Annotated in this window: 12 protein-coding genes; 6 read left to right on the top strand and 6 right to left on the bottom strand. The window is 56.6% G+C overall.

Going from position 1 to position 14,060, the window contains the following annotated elements; genetic code table 11:
* Positions 1 to 107: 107 nt before the first annotated feature.
* Entirely contained in the window at positions 108 to 1,109 is a 1,002-nt protein-coding gene (gene xylF, locus AB4N64_RS10265) for a D-xylose ABC transporter substrate-binding protein (RefSeq protein WP_460125027.1), read from the bottom strand.
* A 141-nt stretch (positions 1,110 to 1,250) separates the two neighbouring features.
* Positions 1,251 to 2,567, bottom strand: a complete 1,317-nt coding sequence (gene xylA, locus AB4N64_RS10260) for a xylose isomerase (protein ID WP_460125024.1) — start codon at positions 2,565 to 2,567, stop codon at positions 1,251 to 1,253.
* 176 nt (positions 2,568 to 2,743) lie between these two features.
* On the opposite strand from xylA, the gene AB4N64_RS10255 reads away from it, so the two are divergent.
* From AB4N64_RS10255 to AB4N64_RS10240, 4 genes are all read left to right on the top strand, one after another.
* A complete protein-coding gene (locus AB4N64_RS10255; protein WP_460125021.1) occupies positions 2,744 to 3,946 on the top strand; it encodes a XylR family transcriptional regulator in 1,203 nt (400 codons plus the stop codon).
* Between the two features lie 92 nt (positions 3,947 to 4,038).
* On the top strand, positions 4,039 to 4,770 hold the full coding sequence (locus AB4N64_RS10250; RefSeq protein WP_460125018.1) for a GntR family transcriptional regulator: 732 nt from the start codon (positions 4,039 to 4,041) through the stop codon (positions 4,768 to 4,770).
* 134 nt (positions 4,771 to 4,904) lie between these two features.
* Positions 4,905 to 6,194, top strand: a complete 1,290-nt coding sequence (locus AB4N64_RS10245; protein ID WP_460125015.1) for an MFS transporter — start codon at positions 4,905 to 4,907, stop codon at positions 6,192 to 6,194.
* Between the two features lie 28 nt (positions 6,195 to 6,222).
* Positions 6,223 to 7,053, top strand: coding sequence for an amidohydrolase family protein (locus tag AB4N64_RS10240; RefSeq protein WP_460125012.1), 831 nt, complete (start codon positions 6,223 to 6,225; stop codon positions 7,051 to 7,053).
* Between the two features lie 40 nt (positions 7,054 to 7,093).
* Here the strand turns inward: AB4N64_RS10240 and AB4N64_RS10235 are convergent, their stop codons facing one another.
* Positions 7,094 to 7,324: a hypothetical protein gene (locus AB4N64_RS10235; RefSeq protein WP_460125009.1), complete on the bottom strand. Its 231-nt coding sequence runs from the start codon at positions 7,322 to 7,324 to the stop codon at positions 7,094 to 7,096.
* 174 nt (positions 7,325 to 7,498) lie between these two features.
* Between AB4N64_RS10235 and AB4N64_RS10230 the strand changes: the two genes are divergently transcribed.
* Positions 7,499 to 9,151 (top strand): SulP family inorganic anion transporter, encoded by a 1,653-nt coding sequence (locus tag AB4N64_RS10230; protein WP_460125006.1) that lies wholly within the window; start codon positions 7,499 to 7,501, stop codon positions 9,149 to 9,151.
* A gap of 23 nt (positions 9,152 to 9,174) precedes the next feature.
* Here AB4N64_RS10230 and AB4N64_RS10225 read toward each other — a convergent pair whose 3' ends face one another.
* Positions 9,175 to 9,363 carry a ribbon-helix-helix protein, CopG family gene (locus AB4N64_RS10225; protein WP_460125003.1) on the bottom strand — a complete coding sequence of 63 codons (189 nt, stop codon included), beginning with the start codon at positions 9,361 to 9,363 and terminating at the stop codon, positions 9,175 to 9,177.
* A gap of 315 nt (positions 9,364 to 9,678) precedes the next feature.
* On the opposite strand from AB4N64_RS10225, the gene AB4N64_RS10220 reads away from it, so the two are divergent.
* Positions 9,679 to 12,243, top strand: a complete 2,565-nt coding sequence (locus AB4N64_RS10220) for an EAL domain-containing protein (protein ID WP_460125000.1) — start codon at positions 9,679 to 9,681, stop codon at positions 12,241 to 12,243.
* 162 nt (positions 12,244 to 12,405) lie between these two features.
* On the opposite strand, the gene AB4N64_RS10215 is transcribed toward AB4N64_RS10220, so the two are convergent.
* Both AB4N64_RS10215 and AB4N64_RS10210 read right to left on the bottom strand, forming a co-directional pair.
* Positions 12,406 to 13,674, bottom strand: coding sequence for an MSMEG_0569 family flavin-dependent oxidoreductase (locus tag AB4N64_RS10215; RefSeq protein ID WP_460124997.1), 1,269 nt, complete (start codon positions 13,672 to 13,674; stop codon positions 12,406 to 12,408).
* 49 nt (positions 13,675 to 13,723) lie between these two features.
* Positions 13,724 to 14,059, bottom strand: coding sequence for an MSMEG_0570 family nitrogen starvation response protein (locus tag AB4N64_RS10210; RefSeq protein WP_460124995.1), 336 nt, complete (start codon positions 14,057 to 14,059; stop codon positions 13,724 to 13,726).
* Position 14,060: the final 1 nt, after the last annotated feature.

The following is a 14,060-nucleotide window of genomic DNA, read 5'->3' as shown; positions in this document are numbered from 1 at the left end:
AGGACTCAAAATCGCAAAGACACTGGACTTTGTGGGAGCAACGGTGCGACGAGTCGACCTGCTCGCTCCCACAAGGTTTTGCGTAGAACCAGAAGTTGGTGCCTTTGTCACTGCCCGGCTATTTGCGCCTTGGTATAAAAGCCATCCTGTTCGAGCAGGTCGATGTTGTCCTTGGTCAACGCCGTAGGCGTGAGCAGGATGGTGTCGACTTTTTTGCTGCCGTTGTCGTACTGCGAGCTGTAGGCGGGTTTCTCGTTGCGCGCCAGTTGTACCGAGAGCTTGGCGGCTTCAGAAGCGATGAGTTTCAGCGGCTTGTACACGGTCATGGTCTGGGTGCCGGCGATGACACGCTTGACCGCTGCGAGGTCCGCGTCCTGGCCCGAAATCGGAACCTTGCCGGCCAGTTGCTGAGCCGCGAGGGCCTGAATGGCGCCGCCTGCCGTCGCGTCGTTAGAGGCGACAATGCCGTCGATTTTGTTGTCGTTGCGGGTCAGGGCGTTTTCAACAATGCTCAGCGCTTCGGTCGGGTTCCATTCTTTCACCCATTGTTGGCCAACGATCTTGATATCGCCCTTGTCGATGGCCGGTTGCAGCACTTTCATCTGCCCTTCGCGCAGGATTTTTGCGTTGTTGTCGGTGGGTGCACCACCCAGCAGGAAGTAATTGCCCTTGGGCGCAGCATGCAACACGCCACTGGCCTGCATCTCGCCGACCTTTTCGTTATCGAAGGAAATATAGGCGTCGACGTCGGCATTGAGAATCAGCCGATCATAGGACACGACCTTGATCCCGGCCTTCTTCGCTTCGGCCACCGCGTTGGTCAGCACGGTGGCGTTGAACGGCACGATGACGATGACATCGACGCCGCGGGAAATGAGATTTTCGATCTGTGAAATCTGTTTTTGCTCGTTGGCATCCGCTGATTGTACGAACACCTTGGCATCCATTTTTTCTGCCGCCGCGACAAAATAATCACGGTCACGGGACCAGCGCTCCAGGCGCAGGTCGTCAATGGAGAAACCGATTTTCGGGTGGGTCGCATCAGCCATCACTGGCAATGACAGCAGCGCCAGGGCAGAGGCCAACAGTGTACGTTTCAGGTTTTTCATAGCGGGGCGTCCTTTTATTGTTGTTTGAAAGAAACGGCCTGACGATGAGTCTCGGGCTGGGTAAAACTGTAGAAAATCCGCAGGCGCCGCAAGCATAGTTTTGTCGTTGAAATGTCACAGCGCGCGCAGACCGCTTGGTGATCAGCGATAGATAAATCGGTTGACGACGTTCTCGAGCATTTCCTGCCGGCCGCTGACGGCCTGCGGGTTCAATGCGTTGGCGAAGGCGTGTTCGGCCAGTGACTCAAGGTTGAATTCACCTGCCAGCACTGCCTTCCCCAATGGCTGTTGCCACCCGGCGTAGCGCTGATCCTTGAAGCGCTGCAGCTCATCGTTCTGCACCATGGCGGCTGCGCGTTCCAGAGACTGGGCAAGAACGTCCATGGCGCCCACGTGGCCATGGAACAGGTCGATCTGGTCGAGGCTTTGGCGACGAACCTTGGAATCGAAGTTGAATCCGCCATTGTTGAACCCTCCCGCCTTGAGGATTTCATAGAGGGCCAAGGTCATTTCTTCGACGCTATTGGGGAACTGATCGGTGTCCCAACCGTTTTGCGGATCACCGCGGTTGGCATCGATGCTGCCGAAGATGCCCAGGGAGGCGGCGGTCGCTATCTCGTGATGAAAACTATGGCCGGCGAGGGTGGCGTGGTTGGCCTCGATGTTGACCTTGATTTCCTTTTCCAGTCCGAATTGCTGGAGAAAGCCGAACACGGTGGCGCTGTCGTAATCGTATTGGTGCTTGGTGGGCTCCTGCGGTTTTGGTTCGATCAGAAGATCGCCGGTGAAACCGATCTTGTGCTTGTGCTCGACCACCATGCGCATGAAACGGCCCAACTGCTCACGTTCATGCTTCAAGTCAGTGTTGAGCAGGGTTTCGTAGCCTTCGCGACCGCCCCACAACACGTAGTTGGAGCCTTTGAGGCGATGGGTCGCGTTCATGGCGCTGAACACCTGGGCGGCGGCGCAGGCGAACACCTCAGGGTCCGGATTGCTCGCCGCGCCGGCTGCAAAACGTGGATTGCTGAAGCAGTTTGCGGTGCCCCACAGCAGCTTGATGCCACTCTCTTCCTGATGGCGCTCCAGGTGGTCAACCATTTGCGCGAAGTGGTTGCGGTACTCCTTCAACGAGTTGCCTTCCGGAGCGACATCGGTGTCGTGGAAACAGTAATAATCGATACCCAGTTTGGAGAAGAACTCGAAGGCGGCAGCCGCCTTGCCGATCGCGACTTCCATCGGGTCACCGGCCTGATGCCATGGGCGCTTGAACGTACCCGCACCGAACACATCGGAACCTGGCCACACAAAGGTGTGCCAGTAACACGCGGCCATGCGCAGATGTTCGCGCATGGGTTTGCCAAGGATGATCTTGTCGGCGTCGTAGTGGCGGAAGGCGAGGGGAGAATCGCTGTTCGGTCCCTCATAGCGGATTGTGTCGACATCGGGGAAGTACTGCATTGGCCATGTCCTGGTTGTTCTTGTTGGTGACTTGATACTAACAACGGCGTTTGGCCTGCTGATTATGAAAAACATCAACACAGGGTGCGATTTTGCGTATTGAGCTTCGCCGCCCACGCGCCTAGTCTGTGCACATCGCCTCAGTGACACCGGGGCCCTGAACCTGCATAAAAACAATGAAAACAGTACCGCCTGTTCACCGCATCGCACTGTTGTTCAACGGCAGCAAGGTTTATGACCGAGGCATCATCAGCGGCATCGGTAACTACCTGAGCAGCACGCGAGCATCCTGGGACCTGTTCCTGGAAGAAGACTTTCTGTGCCGTTTGAAGGGAATAGAGCGCTGGCAGGGAGACGGCATCATTGCCGACTTCGATGACCCGTTGATTGGCGAGGCGCTGGCCGACATCCATCTGCCGGTGGTAGCGGTAGGGGGCTCTTATGAGGAGAAGGGGGCCTATCCGACATCGATTCCCTATGTTGCCACTGACAACAACGCACTGATCACCCTGGCCTATACGCACCTGATCGAGGCGGGGCTGCAGCGTTTTGCCTGCTTCAGCCTGCCTGAAGCACAGGCCAATCGTTGGGCCCAGGAGCGGGAAAAAGCCTTTCGCCGATTGATGCAGCGCGACGGCTTGCACACCGAAATCTATCGTGGCATGGGCACCAGCGCACCGCTCTGGGACAGCGCCGTCGAACAGTTGATCGCCTGGCTGCAAAGCCTGCCCAAGCCCATTGGAATCATCGCGGTCAGTGACGCCCGCGCCCGCCAGTTGCTGCAAGCTTGCCTGACAGCCGGCATTGCGGTGCCGGAGCAGGTGGCGCTGATTGGCATCGACAACGACCCACTGACCCGCAGCCTGACGCGGGTCCCTTTGAGTTCGGTGAGTCAGGGCACTGAAACCATGGGCCGGACCGCCGCTCAGTTACTCCACCAGATGCTCCACGGCATGCCATCCACCGGCACGCAAATCCTGGTGCCTCCGGATGCGGTCAACGTGCAGGTGTCGAGCTTGCACCAACCGTTGGGCAATCCGTATGTGATGCAGGCGCTGCTGTTTATCCGCCAGTATGCCTGCCAGGGCATCAAGACGGCGCAGGTCGCGGCCTATGTTGGCGTATCTCGCTCGTCACTCGAAGCGCATTTTCGCAACGAGCGCGGCTGCAGCGTGCATGACGAGATTCTGCGTTTCAAACTGGCCGCGGCGACCAAAGGGCTCAAGAACACCGATTCGGCCATTGCCGATGTGGCGAGGATGTGCGGCTTTAAATCGGCGCAGTATCTGCACACGGTGTTTCGGCGGGAGTTTGGGTGCACGCCCCGGGAATATCAGCAGGGGGGAGGCACTCGCGGGATCTTGAGTCAAAACCCCTGACTCACGCTGATCGACCTTGACAGTTAAGTCATCTATATGAATACTCCGCCCATATTCATATAGATGACTAGATAACAAGGTGAATAAAGTCGATGAATGCTCTTTCCAGCGATGCTCGTCTGCCGCTTTATCAACGTCTGCGTGACCACCTGGTTGAACAGATCGCTAACAATCGTTGGCGTCCGGGGGAAGCCATTCCCACGGAGGCTGCGCTTTGCGCGGAATATCAGCTGTCCACGGGCACCGTGCGCAAGGCGGTGGATTCGTTGGTCAGCGAAGGCATTCTTGAGCGTCATCAAGGGCGGGGCACCTTCATTCGCCGTCCGCAGTTTCAGTCATCGCTGTTTCGATTCTTTCGTTTTCAAACCGCTGCCGGCGAACGCCAGGTACCCGAGAGCCGCATTCTGTCGATCGAACCGGTCGTCGCGCCCTCGGCCGTCGCTCAGGCGCTGGGGTTGCCCCTCGAGTCGCCGGTTATCCGCATCGTTCGCTTGCGTTTGCTGGAGCTCAAGCCCGTTCTCGCCGAAGAAATCTGGTTGCCGCGCAGCCGTTTCCAAGCGCTGCTGGACATTGACCTGAGCCGCAAAGGGCCGCTGCTTTATCCCATCTACGAAGAAATCTGCGGTCAGGTCGTGGCCAACGCCGAAGAGACACTCACCGCTGAATCGGTGAATGACGTGCATGCTCGATTGCTGCAGGTACCGGTCAACAGCCCGGTGGTTGTGATCGAACGATTGGCTCGCGATTACGCGGGCACACCACTGGAGTGGCGTCGTTCTCGTGGGCATGCGGAGCACTTCCGCTACAGCGTGGATATTCGCTGACGCATGCCTGTGTAACCAATCGTTGAGCGGCGAGCCGATCGCCGCTGGTTTCCTGTTTATTTGCCAAAACTGGCCCTGTAGCGGTGCGGTTCGCTCTCGGCTGCCTTACGTTCCACTTATAAGGATAAAAAATCATGTTCAGTTGGTATCGCCAAGTCACTCCTCGGGAGCGCAAAACGTTCTGGGCCTGCTTCGGCGGATGGTCGCTCGATGCGCTGGAAGTACAAATGTTCGGCTTGGCGATTCCGGCGTTGATCGCCGCGTTCGCCCTGACCAAGGGCGATGCAGGGCTGATCAGCGGCGTGACGTTGGTCACTTCAGCCATCGGCGGTTGGGTAGGGGGGACATTGTCCGACCGCTACGGCCGGGTGCGCACACTGCAATGGATGATTTTGTGGTTCTCGTTCCTCACTTTCCTGTCCGCCTTCGTCACCGGTTTTCACCAGTTGTTGTTCGTGAAAGCAATGCAAGGCTTCGGTATCGGGGGTGAATGGGCCGCGGGCGCGGTGCTGATGGCCGAGACGATCAACCCTAAGTTTCGTGGCAAGGTGATGGGCACCGTCCAAAGCGCCTGGGCCGTTGGCTGGGGACTGGCGGTTGGGGTGTTCACCCTGATTTATACGTTCGTGCCGCAGGACATGGCCTGGCGTGTGATGTTTATCGTCGGTCTGCTGCCATCGTTCCTGATCATCTGGGTACGCCGCAACGTCGAGGAGCCTGACAGCTTCCAGCGCCTGCAAAAAGAAAACGCCATCCCGCAAAGCTTCTTCAAGTCCCTGGCCGGCATCTTCCGACCTGAACTGATCCGCGTAACGCTGTTTGGTGGTCTGTTGGGCCTCGGCGCGCACGGTGGTTACCACGCGGTCATGACCTGGCTGCCGACGTTCCTCAAGACCGAGCGCAACCTTTCGGTGCTGAACTCTGGCGGTTACCTCGCCGTGATCATCTTCGCCTTCTGGTGTGGGTGTGTGGTCAGTGGATTGTTGATCGACCGCATAGGCCGTCGTAAAAACATCGTGTTGTTTGCGTTGTGCTGTGTCGTCACCGTGCAGTGCTATGTGTTCCTGCCACTGACCAATACCCAGATGCTGTTTCTGGGCTTTCCGCTCGGCTTCTTCGCCGCAGGTATTCCGGCCAGCCTCGGGGCGCTGTTCAACGAGCTGTACCCAGCGGACGTGCGCGGCGCCGGGGTCGGTTTCTGCTACAACTTTGGCCGAGTGCTTTCTGCGGTCTTCCCATTCCTGGTCGGTCACATGAGCGACTCCATGTCCCTGGGCTCTGCGATTGGTATCGACGCCGGTATTGCCTACGGCGTGGCCGTGATCGCGGCACTTTGCCTGCCGGAAACCCGTGGCCGTGCCCTGGAAGCCTCGAACATTTCGGCGCAAGCGGCAGTCGACGGCAGTGAAAGCGCGCGAGCCTGATGACTCTTACCTTCAAATGATGAAAGCCATGCCTGATACCTGTTCAGCGCCGATCACCGGCATCGATTCCCATGCTCACGTGTTCAGCCGCGAACTGAACCTGACCGCCGCTCGACGTTATACCCCTGGCTACGACGCCACGCTCGGGGAGTATCTGGAGCAACTGCAAACCCATGGCCTGAGTCATGGCGTGCTGGTGCAGCCCAGTTTTCTCGGCACCGACAACAGCTACCTGTTGGCGGCGTTACGCCAGGCGCCGGAACGGTTGCGCGGGGTCGTGGTGCTGGAGCGCAGCGTCAGTCGCGAGACGCTCAACGATATGGCTAGGCTCGGTGTGGTCGGCGTTCGCCTGAACCTGATGGGCAAAGCCTTGCCGGACTTTCGTGACTCGGCGTGGCAAGACTTCTTCGGCCACATCGCCGAGTTGGACTGGCATGTCGAATTGCACCGCCAGGTGGAAGATTTGCCGGGACTGCTTCTTCAACTCATGCCATTGGGCATCAAACTGGTGATCGATCACTTCGGCCGTCCGGATGCACGCCTGGGTGTTGATCAGCCAGGTTTTCGCGAGATGCTGGAACTGGGCTCGCGCGGGCAGGTGTGGATGAAGGTTTCCGGGATCTATCGATTGGCTGGGACGGATCCCCAGAACCGAAAGTTCGCCCGAAACGCGTTGTCATTGCTGCAGCAGAGTTTCGGGTCCAGTCGTTTGGTGTGGGGCAGCGACTGGCCGCACACTCAACATGAAGACAGTGTTGGTTTTGGGGCGGTTGTGGAACAGCTTCAAGCGTTGGAGTGTTCGCCTGAGTTGATGCGGTCGCTGCTGGTGGAGGCGCCTGGGGAGTTGTTTGGATTTTAATCTTGCTCCTGTCGCGAATGACCGGAGTGTGACCCAAGGGTTAAAAGTGGATTTCAGCGGTCTTGAGGCCCAAGTCTCGTAGCTCGGCGATCAAGTCATCCAAATGCCCGAAAGACTCGACCTCCTCGTTGTCGTCCACCAGGAAATAACTTCTTCCAGCGTCCTTCTTGAAAAACACAATCCACTCCTTGGGGTTGGTTGGATTTGCGATCAAATGGGTGTCGAAGGTCACGCCTTCGGCATGTTTGGTTTTCACAGCTTGACGATTCATGTCTGTCACCACGCTACGCGCGTTATCAAAATTTCTCTATTGGCAGCACGCCCGCCCAGCTCCCTCTGAGCTTCCAGCATGGACATCTCCAGCCGCACAAGGCATTGGAATCAGGAGATTTCAATTATCACTGCATGTTAATATTATGCACATGGACGCACTGAGGAGCTAGCCATGATTGCGATAGGTGAGGCATGGAAGGCGGGGTTGTTGGGGCGAGGACACTGGCTTCGCAACGTGGTGTCCGGCGTGATCGTCGGAGTCGTGGCACTCCCGCTGGCCATGGCGTTTGCCATTGCGTCTGGCGTCAAACCTGAGCAAGGCATCTACACCGCAATCATCGGTGGTCTGCTGGTTTCACTCTTTGGCGGAAGCCGCTTGCAGATTGCCGGGCCGACAGGTGCGTTCATCGTGATTCTGGCGGACGTCACAGCCAAGCATGGCGTTGACGGCCTGCAAATCGCCACGATGATGGCAGGGGCCATGTTGTTACTGCTGGGGATGGCCCGGCTCGGTGCAATCATCAAGTTTATCCCTGACCCGGTGATCGTCGGATTCACTGCGGGCATCGGGGTGATCATCTGGGTCGGGCAGTGGAAAGACTTTTTCGGATTACCGACGGTCGGGGGAGAGCGCTTCCATGAAAAGCTCTGGCATCTCGTCCAGACCCTGCCGGATCTTCATATGGCCACGACGCTGCTGGCGACACTCAGCCTTTTCCTGGTCATCACCGCGCCCAGAATTCCCGGTCTCAAACGAGTGCCTGGCCCATTGATCGCCATGGCGGTCGCGACAGCGATACAGTCCACCTTTCATTTCGAGGGGGTCGCAACGATTGGCAGTGCATTTGGTGGCATACCTCAAGGTTTCCAAGGGGTGAGCCTGCCTGAAATCACGCTGTCGCGTGTCATCGATTTGATTGGTCCGGCGTTCACGATCGCCATGCTTGGGGCAATCGAATCGCTGTTGTCCGCGATGGTGGCCGATGGCATGGCAGGTACCAAGCACGACTCCAATCAGGAGTTGATCGGTCAGGGGGTGGCCAACTTGGTCACGCCATTGTTCGGCGGCTTCGCCGCTACCGGGGCCATTGCGCGCACGGCCACCAATATCCGTAACGGCGGCACAAGCCCGCTGGCCGGCATTACGCACGCCGTCACCCTGGTACTTATCATTCTGTTTCTGGCGCCTTTGGCCTCAAACATCCCGCTGTGTGCATTGGCCGCGATACTTTTTGTGGTCGCGTACAATATGAGCGAGTTAAAGCACTTCAAGCGAATGGTCAGGAGAGCTCCGCGGGCAGACGTATCGATCCTGCTAATCACCTTCGGTCTCACCGTATTCAGTGATTTGGTGATCGCGGTGAATATCGGCGTCATTCTGGCGATGCTGCACTTTATGCGTCGCATGGCCTCATCGGTGGAGGTGCGGCAGGTCGTCGAGCACGAGTTGGAAGTTGAGCTTGGGGCCAACGGGAATGCTCACCTGCCGCCCGGGATATTGATTTATACGATTGAAGGGCCGTTGTTCTTTGGCGCAGCCGAGACCTTCGAGCGTGTCCTGGCTCAGACCCATACCGATCCACGCCTGCTGATTATCCGTTTGAAACGCGTACCGTTCATGGATATCACGGGCTTACAGGTGTTGGAGGAGGTCATTCAGCAACTGCACAAGCGACATGTCATTGTGAAGCTCTGCGAGGCGAATGCGAAGGTGCTTAACAAGCTGAATAAGGTGGGCATCTTGCAAGAAATCGGCGCGGAGCATTACCACGCCGACTTCAACAACGCGCTGGCCAAAGCTGTCAGTCTCGCAGAGGACAACTAGAGCCTAAAACTGCCCGTGTTCGGTTATGACTTGGCGCTGGTGGCGTGCTTGCTTCTCGTTGAATAGCTGGCACCGTGGGTGTCCAGGTAATCACGAATAAGCTGACGTACCACCTGAGAAGACGTCAAATCCTGTGCTGCACAGAGCTCCTCGAACGCTTTTTTCTTGATGGGATCAATGAGCACAGTGAGGCGCGCAGTCTTGCTTTCCATGGGGTATTCAATCACTCAATCGCTGGATGTTAATCAAATTGTAATTGCCTTGTCCGGTGCTGTCACTGCTACGACGTGGGTCGTTCGGCAGGTTAATTGTGATCAGTAATGTGCGACCGGAAACGACTTCAGAGCTATCCTGACTCTATAACTTGAGCACAGTGGTGAACTTGTGTGCAGGGCAGGCAGAGCAGCGTTGTTTGACATCAACATCCCGTACTGGATGTTGCGCTCACCCTCTGGTGAAGAGGGCTCTTTTGGTGCTCCACAAGGCCTTTAGGGAAAAAGCCCGGTGGCATATGGAAAGTAGCAGCAATGAATGCAAAAGTCGGATTGACGAGTGATGCAGAGGCGGAAGACTTTTTCATACAAACACTGGAGCAGGCGATCGATGCTGTTGTGATCATTGATGATCACAACAGGGTGGCGTTTTTCAATGCCGCTGCCGAGTCCTTTTGGGGTTGCTCCAGGAACGAGGTGCTCGGTCGAAATGTCCATGCTTTGGTGCCAAACATCCTGCGCGCCCATCATGATGGCTATATCCAAGCTAACCGCGAGACCGGGATCAACAAAATTGTGGGCGTCTGCCGGGATGTCCGAATTATGCGTGATGATGGGCTGGAGCGCTGGGGCTCGATGTCGATCTCGAAAATTACCCTTCATGATCGAATCCTCTACGCGGCCTTTCTCAAGGATATAACGCAATTACGCTTGAACGACATCGAACGCCGGTTGTTATCGATGTCGGTGAATGTCACCAGTTCGGCCACCTGCATCGTCGACGCGCACTCATGCCTTATCTATGTCAACGATGGGCTGATTCGACTGCTGGGCTATTCCCGCGAGGAGATGATCGGGCAGTCACCGCTTATGTTCTTTGTTTCAGTCGCTCCTGCGCAAACGCCCGCGGAGCCGGGGTTGGAACCCATTCTCTGTGGTCAACCTCATGATGTCAGTGCCTTGATCAGCAAGCGCAACGGCCAACGACTTTGGGTGCACGTCTCATCAACGCCCGTGTTCGACGCGCAAGGGTTGCTCGAAAATGTCGTGATCGTGCTCACCGACATTACCCAGTCAAAACTGCATGAAGTCCTACAGGAAAGGGTCATTGGGGCACTGCTGAAAGAGGAGCCTCTAGAGAGCGTGCTAACCATGATGTGCCACGAGATTGAGCGCATCGTCCCGGACGTCATTGTCTCGATCCTGAGCGTGGACGAGGAGGGGACCTTGCACCCTCTGGCCAGTCCAAGCTTGCCCACCGATTACTCCAGGGCCATTGAGGGATTATCCATCGGTCCGGTGGCAGGTTCCTGCGGTACGGCCGCCTATCGGGGCGAACCGGTTCTGGTAACGGACATCAATAATGACCCGTTGTGGGCTGAGTACAAATGGCTGGCGAAACAGTCAGGCTTACGGGCTTGTTGGTCTATTCCTGTACGCAACGGCTCAGGACGAGTTGCGGCGACCTTTGCGCTCTACTTTAGGGAAAACCGCGGCCCCGACCCCTTGCACGCTCACTTGGTGACGGCGGGAACGCACTTGTGCATGTTGGCACTCGAACGAGAGGAGGCACGTCAATCCATTCGAAGAATGGCCTTCTATGATGCGTTAACCGGCTTGCCCAATCGCAACTTCCTTCTTTCCCAGGCACAGCAGTGCATACTCGAAGTGACTCGAGAGGCTGCAGAGCTTGCCGTCCTGTTTGTCGACCTGGACCGATTCAAGCAAGTCAACGACGCCTTGGGGCATGCGTCGGGAGACGAGTTGCTGCGAGTCATGGCGCAACGGCTACGCAGCGTGCTTCGAGAGTGTGATTTCGTTGGGCGTTTATCCGGTGATGAGTTCGTGTTGGTACTGCCGCGGATGAATGCGACGCAGGTCACGATCTTTCTTGAACGACTGATGATGGTCCTGAGGGCTCCGACGACGATTGCGGGCACTTCCATCGTTGTTTCCGCCAGCATCGGCATCAGTCTGTTTCCAGGAGATGGTCAAGACATGGAAAGTCTATTGCATTGCGCTGACATTGCCATGTACCAAGCCAAACGGGCGGAGCGGGGTACCTTCAGGTTCTTTCTTGAAGAGATGAACACACTCGCTCAAGGGCGATTGATGCTGGAAACGGAACTGCGCAAAGCGCTCACTGACAGCGGTCTGCAACTGCATTATCAACCACAAATCGACCTGAACAGCGGACGCCTGGTCGGTGTTGAGGCATTAGCGCGTTGGACACACCCAACGCTCGGAGCTATCTCGCCCATGCAATTCATTCCTCTTGCCGAGGAATGCGGGTTGATCAACGACCTGAGTCAATGGGTATTGCGGGAGGCCTGTCAGCAGCTAGCCGAATGGCAGCGGCATGGCTTACAGGTTCCATCCATGTCGATCAACCTCTCACCCATCAATTTTCACAACCAGAACCTTGCGACGCTGATTGCTCAACAACTGCAACGCCACGGCTTGCAACCCGCCAACCTGTGCGTGGAAGTCACCGAGGGTGTATTGCTTAGCGAAAGCCCCGGGGCCGAGCAAGCCATCCGGGATTTGCACGCACTAGGAGTGCGACTGGCCATTGATGATTTTGGCACAGGCTATTCCAGCCTCGGGTATTTACGGCGCCTACCCATCAGCGAGCTGAAACTGGATAAGAGTTTTGTCGACGATCTGGAGCACGATACGTCCTGCCGCGCTTTAAGCGAATCCGTCATAGCGATAGGCAGAGGGCTTTCCTTGCACGTAGTGGCTGAGGGTATAGAGCACGCAACTCAGTGTGAGATTCTTAAAGCCCAAGGCTACAAAGTGGGGCAAGGTCACTATTTTTCAGCACCGATGTCTTGCCGGGATTTTGAACAATGGTTCAAGGCCTACAAATTTGTTTGAGGGGGGCTAGCAAGGCCACGTAATATGCTGTTTAACATAATATACATTACACGTAATACGATATTACGAAATCCCCCCGGTTACCCACGCCTTTTCACACCTGCAATGAGATGGGCATGGCGCACCACCCAATCCACCTTGCGATGGCGCGCGCCCACTTCTTCAGCTGGCTTTCAATTCAGCAATGCGCTCGACCACATACTCGGCGTCACGTGCGACCCCCGAGAAACGCCCGGAACCCCACGTGTAGAGCCAGGGTAATCCGAGAAAATACAGACCTGACTGCGCCGTGACCCCGCGTTGGTGCCCAGGATGGCCACGCCCGTTGAATACTGGAGCCTCCACCCAGCTAAAATCGGGACTAAAGCCTATGCACCATATGATGCAAGAGATGGCTTCGGCTTCAAGGTCCAGCTCACTTCGCTCTTGTTCAGGTGCCCACTTTGGAACGTAACGCTCGCCAGGGGGAGCATCGATCTCGTTCTGCTCAATGTAGTTGTCGATCGAAGTATTTATACGGTTGTACACCGCGTCAGCACTGTCCAGGCTTTCGCCCAAGTTATGGGAAAATTGCAAGCGAGTGCCCTGTAATCCTTCGAGTCGCCCGAATAGCTCCATGCCCTCGCTAGCAAAGCTACGCAGGTCAATATCGCGCCCGCCATCGCGCCCCGTGACGTAGTGGTTGGTGTTATCACGCACACCCTCACGCAAGGGATGAGTGTCGACGCCAATGTCGTAGTAACCCATTTCCGCCAGCCAGTCGACCACGTCTTTGCCGCGGTAAAAGCGCGCACAACGTGGGGCATCACCTACTGCCAGGTAGACCTTACGTCCCGCCAGATGCAGGTCCTCCGCGATTTGGGCTCCCGACTGCCCTGAACCAACCACCAACACATTGCCTGCGGGAAGTGACTGCGGGTTGCGGTACTGTTCAGAATGGAGTTGATGAACACTCGCGGGCAGACGCTCGGCCAATCGCGGAATAATCGGCGTGTGGTAACCGCCTGAGGCCACGACTACCTGATCCGCTGTGAACTCACCTTGCGAGCTATGGATCTCGAATCCACCCGACGCTTTTGGAACTACACGCTGCACAGTAGTGCTCTCGCGCACGGGCGCATTTACTGACTTAACAAAACCGGCGAGGTACTCGTTGATTTCGTCCTTTCTCATGAAGCCATGTGGATCCGCGCCGTTGAAGTCATCGAGGTATGAATAGCCCGGTAAGGCGCATTGCCAGTTGGGTGTAACCAGACTGAAGGCATCCCAGCGCTGGTTACGCCACGTGTGAGTCACACTGTGTTTTTCAAGCACCAAATGGTCAATATCCTGTTGTTGCAGGTAATAGCTTGCAGACAACCCAGCCTGCCCGCCGCCGACGACGATGACGCTGTAGTGTGGAGGTTTGATGGTGGTGAGGTGGCTGGTCATGGGCACTCCGTAACTCGGTGAATATAAGATTAAAGAAACAAACGATGGATCAGAACGAGCCCCAGCCTTCGCGAACAACTCGGCCAGCGCCCTCGGTGCACATACTGAGAATGTCGACCTGCGCAGCTGACGAATCCGTCTGCTCGAGATAGCTGGCCTGCCCCTTGAGCGAACTCAAAGTGTCCATCGCTGAACTGCAATAGAATCCCTTGACCTGTTTGACGCGCTCCGAGGCATTGTTCAGTGCAATTTCGATGCGTTGGAGGAACTCTGGCAGCGGGTAACTTGCGCCCTCCTCCAGGTATTGATAGATCACAGTCGACGGCGAATAGCCGGTCGCTTCCTTACCATTTGGCCAGCGGATCTTGAAATTGACGGCAGGCATG

The sequence above is a fragment of the Pseudomonas sp. S2_C03 genome (assembly GCF_054668405.1).
The sequence above is the reverse complement of the archived record's forward strand: the minus strand, read 5'-3'. Positions and strand labels throughout refer to the sequence as shown.